17 protein-coding genes are annotated in these 12,647 nt (G+C 73.7%); 7 read left to right on the forward strand and 10 right to left on the reverse strand.

Annotated features, from left to right (window positions below):
• Positions 1-3: 3 nt before the first annotated feature.
• Complete coding sequence (locus AB0F89_RS04595; protein WP_367132864.1) at positions 4-1,833, forward strand: TIR domain-containing protein; 1,830 nt, start codon at positions 4-6, stop codon at positions 1,831-1,833.
• An 18-nt stretch (positions 1,834-1,851) separates the two neighbouring features.
• Here AB0F89_RS04595 and AB0F89_RS04600 read toward each other — a convergent pair whose 3' ends face one another.
• On the reverse strand, positions 1,852-2,238 hold the full coding sequence (locus AB0F89_RS04600; RefSeq protein WP_184691535.1) for a cold-shock protein: 387 nt from the start codon (positions 2,236-2,238) through the stop codon (positions 1,852-1,854).
• A 125-nt stretch (positions 2,239-2,363) separates the two neighbouring features.
• Between AB0F89_RS04600 and AB0F89_RS04605 the strand changes: the two genes are divergently transcribed.
• Positions 2,364-2,555, forward strand: a complete 192-nt coding sequence (locus AB0F89_RS04605) for a hypothetical protein (RefSeq protein ID WP_367132866.1) — start codon at positions 2,364-2,366, stop codon at positions 2,553-2,555.
• Here the strand turns inward: AB0F89_RS04605 and AB0F89_RS04610 are convergent.
• A complete protein-coding gene (locus AB0F89_RS04610) occupies positions 2,521-3,165 on the reverse strand; it encodes an HAD family hydrolase (protein ID WP_367132869.1) in 645 nt (214 codons plus the stop codon). The genes AB0F89_RS04605 and AB0F89_RS04610 overlap by 35 nt on opposite strands.
• A gap of 36 nt (positions 3,166-3,201) precedes the next feature.
• On the opposite strand from AB0F89_RS04610, the gene AB0F89_RS04615 reads away from it, so the two are divergent.
• Positions 3,202-3,762 (forward strand): TetR family transcriptional regulator, encoded by a 561-nt coding sequence (locus AB0F89_RS04615; RefSeq protein WP_367132872.1) that lies wholly within the window; start codon positions 3,202-3,204, stop codon positions 3,760-3,762.
• A gap of 21 nt (positions 3,763-3,783) precedes the next feature.
• Here AB0F89_RS04615 and AB0F89_RS04620 read toward each other — a convergent pair whose 3' ends face one another.
• Positions 3,784-4,755, reverse strand: coding sequence for a Gfo/Idh/MocA family protein (locus AB0F89_RS04620; protein WP_367132874.1), 972 nt, complete (start codon positions 4,753-4,755; stop codon positions 3,784-3,786).
• A 32-nt stretch (positions 4,756-4,787) separates the two neighbouring features.
• Between AB0F89_RS04620 and AB0F89_RS04625 the strand changes: the two genes are divergently transcribed.
• Positions 4,788-5,162 (forward strand): YccF domain-containing protein, encoded by a 375-nt coding sequence (locus AB0F89_RS04625; RefSeq protein WP_367132876.1) that lies wholly within the window; start codon positions 4,788-4,790, stop codon positions 5,160-5,162.
• Position 5,163: 1 nt separating this feature from the next.
• Here the strand turns inward: AB0F89_RS04625 and AB0F89_RS04630 are convergent, their stop codons facing one another.
• The 4 genes from AB0F89_RS04630 to AB0F89_RS04645 form a co-directional block, all read right to left on the reverse strand.
• Positions 5,164-6,021, reverse strand: a complete 858-nt coding sequence (locus AB0F89_RS04630; protein WP_367132878.1) for a metallophosphoesterase — start codon at positions 6,019-6,021, stop codon at positions 5,164-5,166.
• A 503-nt stretch (positions 6,022-6,524) separates the two neighbouring features.
• The gene (locus AB0F89_RS04635) at positions 6,525-7,277 is read right to left on the reverse strand and encodes a maleylpyruvate isomerase family mycothiol-dependent enzyme (protein ID WP_367132880.1); all 753 of its coding nucleotides are present in this window, start codon (positions 7,275-7,277) and stop codon (positions 6,525-6,527) included.
• 49 nt (positions 7,278-7,326) lie between these two features.
• Positions 7,327-8,133 (reverse strand): HAD-IIA family hydrolase, encoded by an 807-nt coding sequence (locus AB0F89_RS04640; RefSeq protein WP_367132882.1) that lies wholly within the window; start codon positions 8,131-8,133, stop codon positions 7,327-7,329.
• A gap of 18 nt (positions 8,134-8,151) precedes the next feature.
• Positions 8,152-8,616: a MarR family winged helix-turn-helix transcriptional regulator gene (locus AB0F89_RS04645; RefSeq protein WP_367132884.1), complete on the reverse strand. Its 465-nt coding sequence runs from the start codon at positions 8,614-8,616 to the stop codon at positions 8,152-8,154.
• A 116-nt stretch (positions 8,617-8,732) separates the two neighbouring features.
• Here AB0F89_RS04645 and moaA point away from each other — a divergent pair, with 116 nt between their 5' ends.
• From moaA to AB0F89_RS04660, 3 genes are all read left to right on the forward strand, one after another.
• A complete protein-coding gene (gene moaA, locus AB0F89_RS04650; protein WP_367132886.1) occupies positions 8,733-9,791 on the forward strand; it encodes a GTP 3',8-cyclase MoaA in 1,059 nt (352 codons plus the stop codon).
• Between the two features lies 1 nt (position 9,792).
• Positions 9,793-10,044 (forward strand): MoaD/ThiS family protein, encoded by a 252-nt coding sequence (locus AB0F89_RS04655; RefSeq protein ID WP_367132888.1) that lies wholly within the window; start codon positions 9,793-9,795, stop codon positions 10,042-10,044.
• A gap of 381 nt (positions 10,045-10,425) precedes the next feature.
• Complete coding sequence (locus tag AB0F89_RS04660) at positions 10,426-11,091, forward strand: transglycosylase family protein (RefSeq protein WP_367132890.1); 666 nt, start codon at positions 10,426-10,428, stop codon at positions 11,089-11,091.
• 93 nt (positions 11,092-11,184) lie between these two features.
• Here AB0F89_RS04660 and AB0F89_RS04665 read toward each other — a convergent pair whose 3' ends face one another.
• The 3 genes from AB0F89_RS04665 to moaC are packed head-to-tail and all read right to left on the reverse strand — an operon-like array spanning position 11,185 to position 12,637.
• Entirely contained in the window at positions 11,185-11,610 is a 426-nt protein-coding gene (locus tag AB0F89_RS04665; protein ID WP_367132892.1) for a molybdenum cofactor biosynthesis protein MoaE, read from the reverse strand.
• A complete protein-coding gene (locus AB0F89_RS04670; protein ID WP_367132894.1) occupies positions 11,607-12,167 on the reverse strand; it encodes a molybdenum cofactor biosynthesis protein B in 561 nt (186 codons plus the stop codon). Before AB0F89_RS04670 ends, AB0F89_RS04665 begins: the two co-directional genes overlap by 4 nt.
• The gene (gene moaC, locus AB0F89_RS04675; protein ID WP_367132896.1) at positions 12,164-12,637 is read right to left on the reverse strand and encodes a cyclic pyranopterin monophosphate synthase MoaC; all 474 of its coding nucleotides are present in this window, start codon (positions 12,635-12,637) and stop codon (positions 12,164-12,166) included. The genes AB0F89_RS04670 and moaC overlap by 4 nt, the downstream gene beginning before the upstream one ends.
• Between the last annotated feature and the right edge of the window lie 10 nt (positions 12,638-12,647).

Below are 12,647 nucleotides of genomic sequence, written 5' to 3' on the forward strand. Positions count from 1 at the left end.
GCGGTGGCCGACGGGTGGGACTTCTTCGTCTCCTACACGCGGGACGACCGGGCGTGGGCGGAGTGGATCGCGTGGGAGCTGGAGGAGGCCGGTCACCGGGTGCTGGTCCAGGCGTGGGACATCGTGCCGGGCAGCAACTGGGTCGCCGCCATGCAGGACGGCGTGCGGGGGGCCGCGCGGACGGTCGCGGTGCTGTCGTCGGCGTACCTGGGGTCGGTGTACGGGGCGGCGGAGTGGCAGGCCGCGTGGCGTGACGACCCGCTGGGCGCCGAGCGCAAGCTGCTGGTGTTCCGGGTGGAGGACTGCGAGCGGCCGGGTCTGCTGGGGTCGGTGGTGTCGGACGACCTGTTCGACCTGCCGGTGGAGGAGGCGCGCGGGCGGTTGCTCGCGGCGGCGCGGGGCGGCCGGCGCAAGCCCGCGACCGCGCCGGGCTTCCCGGGGACTCGGGCGGCGCGGGAGGAGCGCCGGTACCCGGGAGGTCCTGCGCGGACTTCCCCGGCTGCCGGGTCGAGCGGGTCGGGCGGGCCGGCCGAATCAAGCGAGCCGGCCGGGTCGGGCGAGCCGGCCGGGCCGGGCGGGGTGCCGAGGTCGGGCGGGGTGACCGGGTCGGGCGGGGTAGCCGGGTCGGGCGGGTTCGCGGCGAAGACGTCGGGCGACCCGGTCACCGTGCTCGCCGTGGCGACCGAGTGGGCGTCCAACCGCGGCGGCCTGAGCACGTTCAACCGCAGGCTCTGCACCGCGCTCGCCGCCGAGGGGGCCAGGGTGTTCTGCACCGCGCCGGACGCCTCGGAGCAGGAGCGGCAGGAGGCGGCGGCGGTCGGGGTGACGCTGGTCCGGCCGGCGCGGGCGTGGCGCGGACCCGCGCACGAGGCCGTCGCGCGCAAGCCGGAGCTGCCGCCGGGGGTCGTGCCGGACCTCGTCATCGGCCACGGCCGGATCACCGGTCACGCGGCGGACGCCCTGCTCGACCACTTCCCCGGCGCGCGCCGGGTGCACTTCGTCCACATGGCGCCGGACGAGATCGAGTGGTTCAAGCCGGACCGCGACGACGTCGGCGTGGTCGCCGAGCAGCGCCACCAGGAGGAGCTGGACCTGGGTGTCGGCGCGCACCTCGTGGCGGCCGTCGGGCCGCGGCTGTTCGAGCGGTACGCGCGGGACCTCTCGTTCGACGACACCGTGCCGGTGGTCCGGGTCGACCCCGGTTTCGACGTGGCCGAGCCGGGCGCCCGCCGCCCGCCGCCGGGTGCGCCGTGGTCGGTCCTGCTGTTCGGCCGCGCCGAGGACGCCGAGCTGAAGGGCCTGGACATCGCCGCGCGCGCGGTGGCGCTGGCGGCGCGCGACCGCGGCCCGAACGCGGCGGCGCTGGAGCTGAAGGTGCGCGGCGCGCCGGAGAACTCCTCCGCCCGGCTGCGCGCGGACCTGGTCCGGTGGGCCGACGACCCGACCGCGCGACCGCTCGTCCGGTCCTACTCGACCGACAGCGTGGCGCTGGCCAACGACCTGCGCACCGCCAGCCTGGTGCTGGTGCCGTCCCGCGCCGAGGGCTTCGGCCTCACCGGCGTGGAGGCGATCACCGCGGGCACGCCCGTCCTGGTGAGCGCGGAGAGCGGGTTGGGGCTGCTGCTGCGCGAACTCCTCGGACCCGAGGTGGCCGCGCGTCACGTCGTCCCCGTGACGGGTTCCCGCGAGGACGACGCGATCGTGTGGAAGAACGCCATCACCGCGACGCTGCGCAACCGCGAGGCGGCGTTCGAGGACGCGGCCCGGCTGCGCGACCACCTGGCCCGGGAGCGGACCTGGGCGGACGCCGCCCGCGCGCTGCTCGCCCGGTGACGCCCGCCGACCACCGGCCTACGGGTCGAGCTCCCGCGCGACCGCGCGCACCACGTCGGCGATCAGCTTGGTGTTCTTGCGCTCCGGGTACCGGCCGCGGCGCAGCTCGGGCTGCACCTTGACCTCCAGCAGCTTGATCATGTCCTCGATCAGGCCGTGCAGCTCCTCCGCGGGTCGGCGGCGGGCCTCCGCCACCGACGGCGCCGGGTCGATCAGCCGCACCGACAGCGCCTGCGGGCCGCGCCTGCCCTCGGCCATGCCGAACTCGATCCGCTGACCGGCTTTCAGGCCCTCGACCCCCGGAGGCAGCGCGGACTTCCGCACGTAGACGTCTTCGCCGCCGTCCTGTGTGACGAAGCCGAAGCCCTTCTCCGAGTCGTACCACTTGACCTTGCCGGTCGGCACCGTTCTCACCAATCCTTAAGGGATCACACGACGAACGCGCCCGGGGCGTGCCCAGGGCGCGTCCCACCAGACTAGCGAGAAGACCACCGCCGGGGCACCTCCGATCGCGCGACTACGATCGCCCCATGTCGTCCCGGAAGCTGATGCCGCTGGCAGTGGCAGTGTTCGCCCTCGGCGTGGCCGCCATCGTCGCGATGTTCGTCGCGGGCGAACCCGGCCTGCCCGCCTGGGTGTTCGCCGCCGGCTGGCTGCTCGCGCCCGCGGGCCTCGCGCTGGGCGTGGTCAGCGCGGTGCGGGGTTCCCGACCCCGGCGGTGAGCCGGTCCGCGTTCGCCCGCAACCAGTCGGGGAACCCGGTCAGGTCCGGCAGCACCACGTCCGCGCCCTCGGCGGCCAGCTCGTCGGCGCCGCACGGCCCGGTCACCACGGCCACCGACACCGCGCCGGCCGCGTTCGCGCCGCGCACGTCGCCCACGTGGTCGCCCACGTAGACCGCCGCGCCGTGCGCCTTCAGCGCCTCGGCCTTGCCGGTCGACCACAGCTCGCCGAACAGGTGGTCCACCTCCCAGCCGAACGCGGCCAGGTGCAGCGCCGCGTTGGCCCGGTACTTGCCGGTCACCACGAGCGTCGTGCCGCCCAGCTCGCGCACCGCGGCAAGCGCTTGCGACGCGCCCGGCAGGGCGACCGTGGCCGGGATGACGACCTCCGGGTACAGCGCCCGGAACCGGGTGATCAGGTCCGGGATCTCCGCCTCGGGCACGCCGAAGCCGCGGTAGACCATGTCCAGCGGCGGGCCGAGGTTCGCCGCGAAGTGCGCGCCGTCCAGCGGGTAGCCGCTCTCCGCCGCCACCGCGTCCATCACCGCGGCCATGCCCGGTCGCGGGTCGATCAGCGTCATGTCCAGGTCGAAACCCACGGTCAGCGGCACGGTTCGCACCCTATGCCGTGTGCCAAGCTTTGTGCCGTGACGGAACTCACCAGGGGCCTGCTCGAAGCGGCCGTGGAGCTGGTGGCGGCACACGGCTCGCGCGGCCTGCGCATGGCGGAGGTCGCCGCCAGGGCCGGCGTGAGCAGGCAGACCGTCTACAACGAGTTCGGCAACAAGGAGCGCCTCGTGCAGGCCGTGGCGCTGTACAAGACGGCCGAGTTCGTGGACGGCGTGCGGGAGCGGCTGCTCGGCTCGCCCGACCCGGTCGAGGGCCTGCGGCGCGGCATCGCGTTCGCGTTCGACCTGGCCGCCCGGGACCCGCTGGCCAAGTCGGTGCTGACCGGGGCGAACGCCGAGGACATGCTGCCGCTACTCACGACCAGGGGGAAACCGGTGCTGGCGCTGGCCACCTCGGTGTTCGCCCAGCACGTCCGCGGGCACTGGCCCGAGCTGCCCGACGCGCGCGTGCACCTGATCGCGGACACGATCGTGCGGGTGGCGATGAGCCACCTGCTCACGCCGGGCAACCGCCGCGTCGAGGCCGTGGTGCGCGTGACGGAAGCCCTGCTGCCGGACCGACCGGACCGACCGGGCTGATCGCGCCCGGCAGCCCAGAGGTCAGGCCGTGACGCCGTCGTAGGTCAGGCCGACCTGCTCGGCGGCCCTGGTGAGGGTGCGCAGGATCGCCAGCGACTCGGCGGGCCGCATGGCCGGGCTCTCGGTCTCGCCCGCCCGCACCCGGCCCACCACCTCGCGCAGCTGGGGCACGTAACCGGCGCCCTCCTGCTCGTGGGTGTGCTCCACGCCGTTCACGACGATCCGGCTCGGGTTGTACAGCGCCTCCGGCAGCTCGACCAGGCCGCTGGTCCCGTACACGACCGCGTTCGACTTCAGCGGGCTCACCAGCGACGACCCCAGCAGCGCGTGCGCGCCGCCCGGGTAGCCGAGGAGCACGCCCAGCTCGGCGTCCACGCCGTCGACCAGCCGGCCGTGCGCGGCGACCGACTCCGGCTCGCCGAGCAGCAGGTGGGCGAACGACACCGGGTAGATGCCCAGGTCGAACAGCGAGCCGCCGCCGAGGGCCCGGTTCCACAGCCGGTGCGCCGGGTCGTGCTCCAGGGTGAAGCCGAAGTCGGCCCGGACCGACCGGACCTCGCCGATCGCGCCTTCCGCGATCAGCTCGGTCATCCGCACGATCAGCGGGTTGAACCGGGTCCAGATGGCCTCCATGAAGAACAGGCCGCGCTCGCGCGCCAGGTCCACCACGTCCTGGAGGTCCGGCAGGGTGAGCGTGGCGGGCTTCTCGCACAGCACGTGCTTGCCCGCCTCCAGCGCCGCCCGGGTCACCGCGTGGTGCTGGACGTGCGGCGTCGCCACGTAGACCACGTCGACGTCCGGGTCGGCCAGCAGGTCGGCGTAGTCGCCGTAGGCGCGCGGGATCGCGTGCTTGGCCGCGAAGGTCTCGGCCTTGGGCAGCGAGCGCGACGACACCGCGAGCACTTCGACGTCGGGCAGCAGGCGGAGGTCACCGGTGACGACGTCGGCGATGCCGCCCGTCGCCACGACGCCCCAGCGGAGTTTGTTCGGCACGGGACGGGAGCTTAATCGGGCAAGATGGGAACGTGAGGCTCATCCTGAACCTGATCTGGCTGGTCCTGAGCGGCTTCTGGCTGGCCGTCGGGTACGCGGTCGCCGGCGTGGTGTGCTGCGTGCTCATCATCACCATCCCGTGGGGGCTGGCGTCGTTCCGCATCGCCAACTACGCGCTGTGGCCGTTCGGGCGCACGGTGGTGGACCGGCCGGGAGCGGGCGCGCCGTCCCTGCTGGGCAACGTGGTGTGGGTCCTGGTGGCCGGGATCTGGCTGGCCATCGGCCACCTCGTCACCGGCGCGCTGCTGTGCGTGACGATCATCGGCATCCCGCTGGGCGTGGCGAACTTCAAGATGGTGCCGGTGTCGCTGATGCCGCTGGGCAAGGAGATCGTGGACGCGCCCTGAGCTAGTCCGCTTCGGACTGGTCGGCTTCGGACTGGTCGGTCTCGGGCCGGCCGGTTTCAGGCTGGTCGGCTTCCGGCTGGTCCGCGTCGAGTCGCACCACCAGGCAGGGGCCGCCGCTGTACAGGCCCGCGTCGACGGCGAGCACCCTGCCGTCGGCGTACCGCAGCGGGCCGTCGATCTCCGCCGGCGGCACGCCGAGCTGGTCGGCGATGACGCTGTGCCCGTGCACCACCTCGTGGCCGCCGAGCAAATCCAGCAGCTCGGCCGCCACCGCCGCGCCGTCCGGGCCGCGGAACGCGTAGCGGGTGGTCATCTTGCGCCAGCACTCCCACCACTGCTCCAGGTCGTCGCCCGCCAGCAGGTCGCGGACGGCCCCGTTGACCTGGTCGATCGTGGCGCCCCACTCCAGGTAGGCGAGGGTGTCGGAGTGCATCAGCAGGTGGCCGTCGACCTCGGTGAGCACCGGGCGGGTGGTCAGCCAGTGGATGTGGGCGTCGGTGAGGCGGTCCTGGTCGCTGCGCAGGCCGCCGTTGAGCAGCCAGCTGCGGGCGAAGCTGCGCGGCGTGGGCGCGCCGGGGACGTTCCGGTCGCCGAACCGGTGCATGCCGAGCAGCAGCACCTCGTGGTTGCCGACGAGGGCGTTCACCTGCCCGCCGCTCTGCTCGGCGAGCCGCATCACGAACTCGATCACGCCGATGCCGTCCGGGCCGCGGTCGACGAAGTCGCCGAGGAACCACAGCTCCGCGTCGCCGCCGGACCAGTCGCCGTCGGCGTCGACCAGGCCCGAGGCGTGCAGGGCGCGGGTCAGCTCGGCGAGGTGCCCGTGCACGTCGCCAACCACGAAGAGCGGTCGTTCCACAGTGCGACGATAAGCGACGTGGGGGTGTGGTGCGCAAAAGTCGATCAGCGGTCCACCTCCGGCGCTTCGGCCGAGACCCGACCGGCGTACCCCGGCCGGGTGAGAGCGGGGTGTTCCGGCCGCCACGCCGCCCCCGCTCCGGTCACGACGCCACCGCCACCGCCACCGCCACTGGCACTGGCACTGGCACCACCACTGCCACCGCCGCACCCAGGCTTCGACCGGACCGCCGCCGCCCTCGACCACCGCCCGCCGCATCCGCGCCAGGTCCGACCAGGCCACCCCGCCGGGCCCTGGTCCAGCCGGACTGCCACCGCCATGCCAAGGCCCGGCCGAACCGCCACCGCCGCACCCGGGCCCAACCGGACCGCCACCGCCGCGCCGGGTCCGGCCGGGCCACCACCGCCGCACCCGGCTCGGCCGAGATCCGGTCGGGTCGACAGCTCCCACCGCCACCTCAAGCACCACCGACCCAAGCACCACCGCCCCGACCACCGCCCGCGTCAGCTCAGGTTCGGCCAGGCCAGCAGCGCCTCCGCCACCGCCGCGTCCCCCGTCACCGCACTCCCCGCGGCCACCATGTCCGCCAACGCCAGCCGCCGCCACAACAAGAGGTACAGCTGCTCCGCCGTGCCGCTCACCCGGACGTCCGCCGCGCCCTCGGCGAGCCGGCGCGGCTTGGTCGAGCCGTCCGTCCCCAGCAGCCACCGGCCGCCGGTGTCGGTCGCCGCCAGCTCCAGCACCGCGGGCCCGCCCTCCCACTCCCGGCCGTGCAGGAACCGCAGCAGGAACTCGTCCACCCCGTCCGCCGCCAGCTCGGCCGGGATCGACTTCACCGCGCCGGTGGCCCGCTGCGCGTCCCAGCAGTGCACGACCGCCTCGTGCGCCTGCCGCGACGCCAGCGCCGCCGACGTGTCCCGCTCCGCGTCGTTCCACCACACCCACACCGGCGCGTCCGGCCCCTCGGTGCGCAGGTGCTCCCGGTGCACGGCGGCGTAGCGGGCGCTGATCTCCCGCCACCCCTCGACCCGGTCCGGCCCGGTGTCGGCGGCCCGCCGCGCCGCCTCCTCGTCCGGGTACGCGCCCCGCGCCAGCACGACCGACGTCCACCACGCCTGCACCTCGGCCAGGTGCGCCACCAGGTCGTCCACCGTCCACCCCGGACAGGTGGGCACCGGCGCGGCCAGGTTGCCCGCCACCGCCTCGGTGAAGGCCGCGCTGTACTCCTCGACGACTGCCAGGTGATCGGTGCCCATGGCCGGCGACGTTAGCCCGGGGGTCCGACAATTCCGGTGTCGTCGCTGGTCAGCTCAGCTCTCCGGCGCCCTCGGGGAACGGGTCGGCCGAGTGGCCGACCAGGTCGGCGATCGACTTGACCACCCGGGTCGGCCGGTACGGGTACAGCTCGGCCGTCGACTCCGCCGAGATGCCGGTGAGCACCAGGATCGTCCGCAGCCCGGCCTCCAGGCCGGACCGCACGTCGGTGTCCATCCGGTCGCCGATCATCAGCGTGTTCTCCGAGTGGGCGCCCAGGGCGCGCAGCGCGGACCTCATCATCAACGGGTTCGGCTTGCCCACGTAATAAGGAGCGCGGCCGGTGGCGCGCTCGATCAGCGCGGCGATCGAGCCGGTGGCGGGCAGCGAGCCCTCGCGGGACGGGCCGGTGGCGTCCGGGTTGGTCGCGATGAACCGCGCGCCCTCCTCCACCAGCCGGATGGCCTTGGTGATCGCGGTGAAGCTGTAGGTGCGGGTCTCGCCGAGCACCACGTAGTCGGGATCGCGGTCGGTCAGCACGTAGCCGATCTCGTGCAGCGCCGTGGTCAGGCCCGCCTCGCCGATCACGAACGCCGAGCCGCCCGGCCGCTGCGAGTCGAGGAACTTCGCGGTGGCCAGCGCCGAGGTCCAGATCGCCGCCTCCGGCACCTCCAGCCCGGTGCGGGACAGCCGGGCCCGCAGGTCGCGCTGGGTGTAGATGGAGTTGTTCGTGAGGACCATGAACGGGATGGAGTTCGCGGTCAGTTCGGCGACGAACTCGCCCGACCCCGGGATGGGGTGCTCCTCGTGCACGAGCACGCCGTCCATGTCCATCAGGTAGTTCCACTGAGCGGCCATGGCGGACATGCTGCCGGCTCAGGCCTCGATCACGCGCCGCCGGAACGTCTCGATGAGCGCCTGGTTGTAGCGCTCCAGCACGTCGCGCTCCTCGGGCGTGAAACCGGCCAGCACCTCGCGCAACGTGTCCAGCGCGCCGACGAACAGGTCCGCGACCGCGCCCTCGTCGTCCACTGTGACCTCGACCAGCACCTTGCGCCGGTCGTGCGGGTCGCGGACCCGGCGCACGTACCCGGCCCGTTCGAGGCGGTCGATCACGCCGGTCACCGCGCCGGTGGACAGGCCGGACAGCTCGGCGATCCGGCCGGCGGTGATCGGGCCCTCCGCGCGCATCGCCAGGTCCAGGCACTTCTCGTCGGTCGGCGACAGCCCCATCCGCTCCGCCACCCGGCTGTGGAACAGGACGGTGAGCGCGCTGCTCTCCCGTGCGTAGGCGCTGAACCGCTCCAGCACGTCGGCGGGGACCTCGTGCTCACTCGTCATGTCAGGCAACTTAGCGCCCGGACGGGCGGGATCGGCATCATCGTCCGTTTCGGCGCAGCCCGACGTCCCACGTTCGCGCGAGCACCCACAAGTGTCGGCCGATTACCCTGGTCGGGGTGACAGCTGTCGAGTTGGGGCTACCCGTCGTGCGCGGCAACCCGGACACCTCCGAGCGTCCGGACTCGCCGCTGCTGGTGGACCGGTTCGGCCGGACCGCCACCGACCTGCGCGTGTCGTTGACCGACCGCTGCAACCTGCGCTGCACCTACTGCATGCCCGCGGAGGGGCTGGCCTGGCTGCCGAAGCCGGACCTGCTCACCGACGCCGAGCTGACCCGGCTCATCGGCGTCGCGGTGACCCGCCTCGGCGTGACCGACGTCCGGTTCACCGGGGGCGAGCCGCTGCTGCGCCCCGGGCTGGACGACGTGATCGCGGCGACCACCGCGCTGCGGCCCCGGCCGCGCGTCTCGATGACCACGAACGGGTTGACCTTGGCGCGGCGGGCGGCCGGGTTGGTGGCCGCGGGCCTCGACCGGGTGAACGTCTCGCTGGACACCCTCGACCCGAAGCGGTTCCACGAGCTGACCCGGCGGGACCGGTTGGGTGACGTGTTCGAGGGCCTGGCGGCGGCCCGGGAGGCCGGGCTGGCGCCGGTCAAGGTGAACACGGTGCTGATGCGCGGCGTGAACGAGGACGAGGCCGTGCCGCTGCTGCGCCACTGCCTGGAGCACGGCTACCAGCTGCGGTTCATCGAGCAGATGCCGCTGGACGCGCAGCACGCGTGGAACCGGGCCGACATGGTGACCGCCGAGGAGATCCTGGCCGCCCTGCGCGCCGAGTTCACCCTCACCCCCGAGCCGGGTGAGCGGGGTGGCGCGCCGGCCGAGCGGTGGCTGGTGGACGGCGGTCCGGCCGTGGTCGGCGTGATCGCGTCGGTGACCCGGCCGTTCTGCGCGGCGTGCGACCGGACCCGGCTCACCGCCGACGGCCAGCTGCGGAACTGCCTGTTCAGCCAGTCCGAGACGGACCTGCGGGCGCTGCTGCGCGGTGGCGCCGAGGACGAGGAGATCGCCGCGGTGTGGCGCGGCAACTCGTGGGCCAAGGCGGCCGGGCACGGCATCAACACGGCCGGGTTCAGCCAGCCCGACCGGCCCATGAGCGCGATCGGAGGGTGAGTTGCGGCTGACGGTGCGGTACTTCGCGGGCGCGCGGGCGGCGGTGGGCGTCGCCGACGAGAGCTTCGAGCTGGCCGACGCGGCCACGGTGGGTGTCGCGATCGAGGCGGTCCGGCAGCGGCACGGCGACCGGGTGGCCCGCGTGCTGCCCGCGTGCAGCTACTTGTTGGACGGCGTGGCGGTCAGGAACCACGACACGCTCGTGTTGCCTGGGTCACAACTCGATGTGTTGCCACCCTTCGCCGGCGGATGAGCCTTCTCCACCCTTGCGGATTAATACGTGAGCTAGACCTCACTTAAAGTGATTGATCTCGGTGAATCTCGGAACGGAAACAGACCGATAACGGTGCCCTGAGCTGGCTAAACGCAAGGGTCGGGGTGTCACTCTCCCGCGTTACAGTGACGTGCATCACACGTCAGATCATTTGGCGCGGCGCTCCCGGTTACGTACCGTCGCTTCTCGGTTGGCCCCGACCGACCGAGAGCACGACCGGGACGCCCCGCACCGAACCTGTCCAACGGCGGCCCGGAACACCCCCCGAGCGAGAGACACCCACCGGACAGGGCGAAGCCGAGCGGCGTACCGGGACCCGAACCCGAGCCGCTTGGGCAGGTGCGGGTGGACGAGAGGGAAATGGCTTCTTACCGAGGCAAGCACCGCCCGACCACCAGTGCCACCGCCCGGAGCATCGCGAAGGTCGCCGTCGCCGGCGTCATCGTCGGCGCCCCGCTGGCCATGGCCGCCGGGACCGCGAACGCGCAGGGCTCCGGCGTCAACTGGGACGCGGTCGCCGCGTGCGAGAGTGGCGGCAACTGGAGCATCAACACCGGCAACGGCTACTACGGCGGCCTGCAGTTCCTGCCGTCCACGTGGACGTCGCACGGTGGCACTGGAATGCCCCACCAGGCTTCCCGCGAGGAGCAGATCCGCGTGGCCGAGAACGTGCTGCAGACCCAGGGCATCGGCGCCTGGCCCGTCTGCGGCCCCAAGGGCCTGGGTGGCGCCCCCGCGCCCGCGCAGGCCAAGCCGGCCCCCGTGCAGCAGGCCGCCCCGAGGCAGCAGTCGGCCCCGGTCCAGCAGCAGGCCGCCCCGGTCCAGCAGGCGCCCGCGCCCGTCGTCCTGGCGCTGCCGTCGAGCAACCCGAACGGCGACTACGAGATCAAGGCGGGCGACAGCCTGTCGAAGATCGCGGAGGAGCTGAAGGTCGAGGGTGGTTGGGCCAAGCTGCACGAGCTCAACAAGGAGTTCATCCCGAACGCCGACCTGATCCTGCCGGGTCAGAAGATCGCCACCAAGTGACGGTCGCCGGCTCGCGCCGGCTCCGCACGACGGCACCGGACCCCGGACCGCCCCCCTCGGCGGTCCGGGGTCCAGCCCCGTTCCAGGCCCGTCTCAGGGCATGTTGACCCACTCGTCGGCGCCGTCGGTGAACACCTGCCGCTTCCACACCGGGAGCCGCCGCTTCACCTCGTCCACGAGCTCCGAGCACACCGCGAACGCCTCGCCCCGGTGCTCGGCGGACACCGCGCAGGCCAGCGCCACGTCGCCGATCGCCAGCGGGCCGACCCGGTGCGACACGGCCACGGCGCGCACGCCGTCGAACCGGCCGACCACCTCGGCCACCACCTCGGCCACCACCTGGGCCGCCGTCGGGTGGCCGACGTACTCCAGCTCGCGCACCGAGCGGCCGTGGTCGTGGTCGCGCACCACCCCGGCGAACGTCACCACCGCCCCCGCCGCCGCGTGCTCCACCAGCTTCGCGTGCTCGTCCACCGACAGCGGCTGATCGCTGACGGTCGCGCGCAGGACCTCGGTCATGCGTGGTCACCTCCGGACACCTGGTCGACGGCGTGCTCCAGCACCGTCGCGAGCACGTCCAGCCCGTCGCGCACCCCGCCGGTCGAGCCGGGCAGGTTCACCACGAGCGTGCGGCCCGCGACCCCCGCGACACCGCGCGACAGCACGGAGCCGGGCACGCGCGGCCAGCCCGACAGGCGGATGGCGTCGGCCAGGCCGGGCACCTCGAAGTCGAGCACCGACCTGGTGGCCTCCGGGGTGCGGTCCGTGGGGCTGATCCCGGTGCCGCCGGTCGTGATGACGACCGAGACGCCGTCCGCCACGGCCGCCCGCAGCGCCTCGGCCACCGGCTCGCCGTCCGGCGCCACGACCGGGTCGGGCACGTCGTAGGAGCGCTCGCGGAGCCAGGCGACCACGATCGGGCCGCCGCGATCGGCGTACACGCCCGCCGCCGCCCGGTTCGACGCGGTGATCACGCGGGCCGTCCTGGGTGCGGGTGGCGAGGTGGCGGGGGCGGACCGGGCGGCAGCGGGCTCGGCAGGCTCGGCGGCGGCGGGCTGGGGGGTGTCGGTGGTCACGGGCGCTCCCACAGGCCGGTCTTGCCGCCCTCCTTGCGCTCCACCCGCACCGCGTCCAGCGACGCCGCCGGGTCGACCGCCTTCACCATGTCGTGCAGCGTCAGCCCGGCCACCGACACGGCCGTCAGCGCCTCCATCTCCACCCCCGTGCGGTCCGTCGTGCGGACCGTCGCGGTGATCCTCACCTCAGCCCCGCCCAGCTCCAGGTCCACCCTCACCCCCGACAGCGCGATCGGGTGGCACAGCGGCACCAGTTCCCAGGTCCGCTTGGCGGCCATGATCCCGGCGATCCGGGCGGTGGCCAGCGCGTCGCCCTTGGGCAGCCCGTCGCTGCCCAGCAGCGCCACCACCTCGTCGGTGGTGCGCAGCACGCCGGACGCCACCGCCGTGCGCGCGGTCGGCTCCTTCTCGGACACGTCGACCATGCGAGCCGCGCCGGCGGCGTCCAGGTGGGTGAACTGGTTGGTCATGACCCGATGC

The sequence above is a fragment of the Saccharothrix sp. HUAS TT1 genome (assembly GCF_040744945.1).
Classification (GTDB): domain Bacteria; phylum Actinomycetota; class Actinomycetes; order Mycobacteriales; family Pseudonocardiaceae; genus Actinosynnema.

Bases quoted from the DNA above. Each gene is read 5' to 3' on its own strand.
- AB0F89_RS04660 (WP_367132890.1), top strand. From the start codon at position 10,426: ATGGCTTCTTACCGAGGCAAGCACCGCCCGACCACCAGTGCCACCGCC.
- AB0F89_RS04645 (WP_367132884.1), bottom strand. From the start codon at position 8,616: ATGACGAGTGAGCACGAGGTCCCCGCCGACGTGCTGGAGCGGTTCAGC.
- AB0F89_RS04665 (WP_367132892.1), bottom strand. From the start codon at position 11,610: ATGACCGAGGTCCTGCGCGCGACCGTCAGCGATCAGCCGCTGTCGGTG.
- AB0F89_RS04605 (WP_367132866.1), top strand. From the start codon at position 2,364: ATGTCGTCCCGGAAGCTGATGCCGCTGGCAGTGGCAGTGTTCGCCCTC.
- moaC (WP_367132896.1), bottom strand. From the start codon at position 12,637: ATGACCAACCAGTTCACCCACCTGGACGCCGCCGGCGCGGCTCGCATG.
- AB0F89_RS04635 (WP_367132880.1), bottom strand. From the start codon at position 7,277: ATGGGCACCGATCACCTGGCAGTCGTCGAGGAGTACAGCGCGGCCTTC.
- AB0F89_RS04640 (WP_367132882.1), bottom strand. From the start codon at position 8,133: ATGGCCGCTCAGTGGAACTACCTGATGGACATGGACGGCGTGCTCGTG.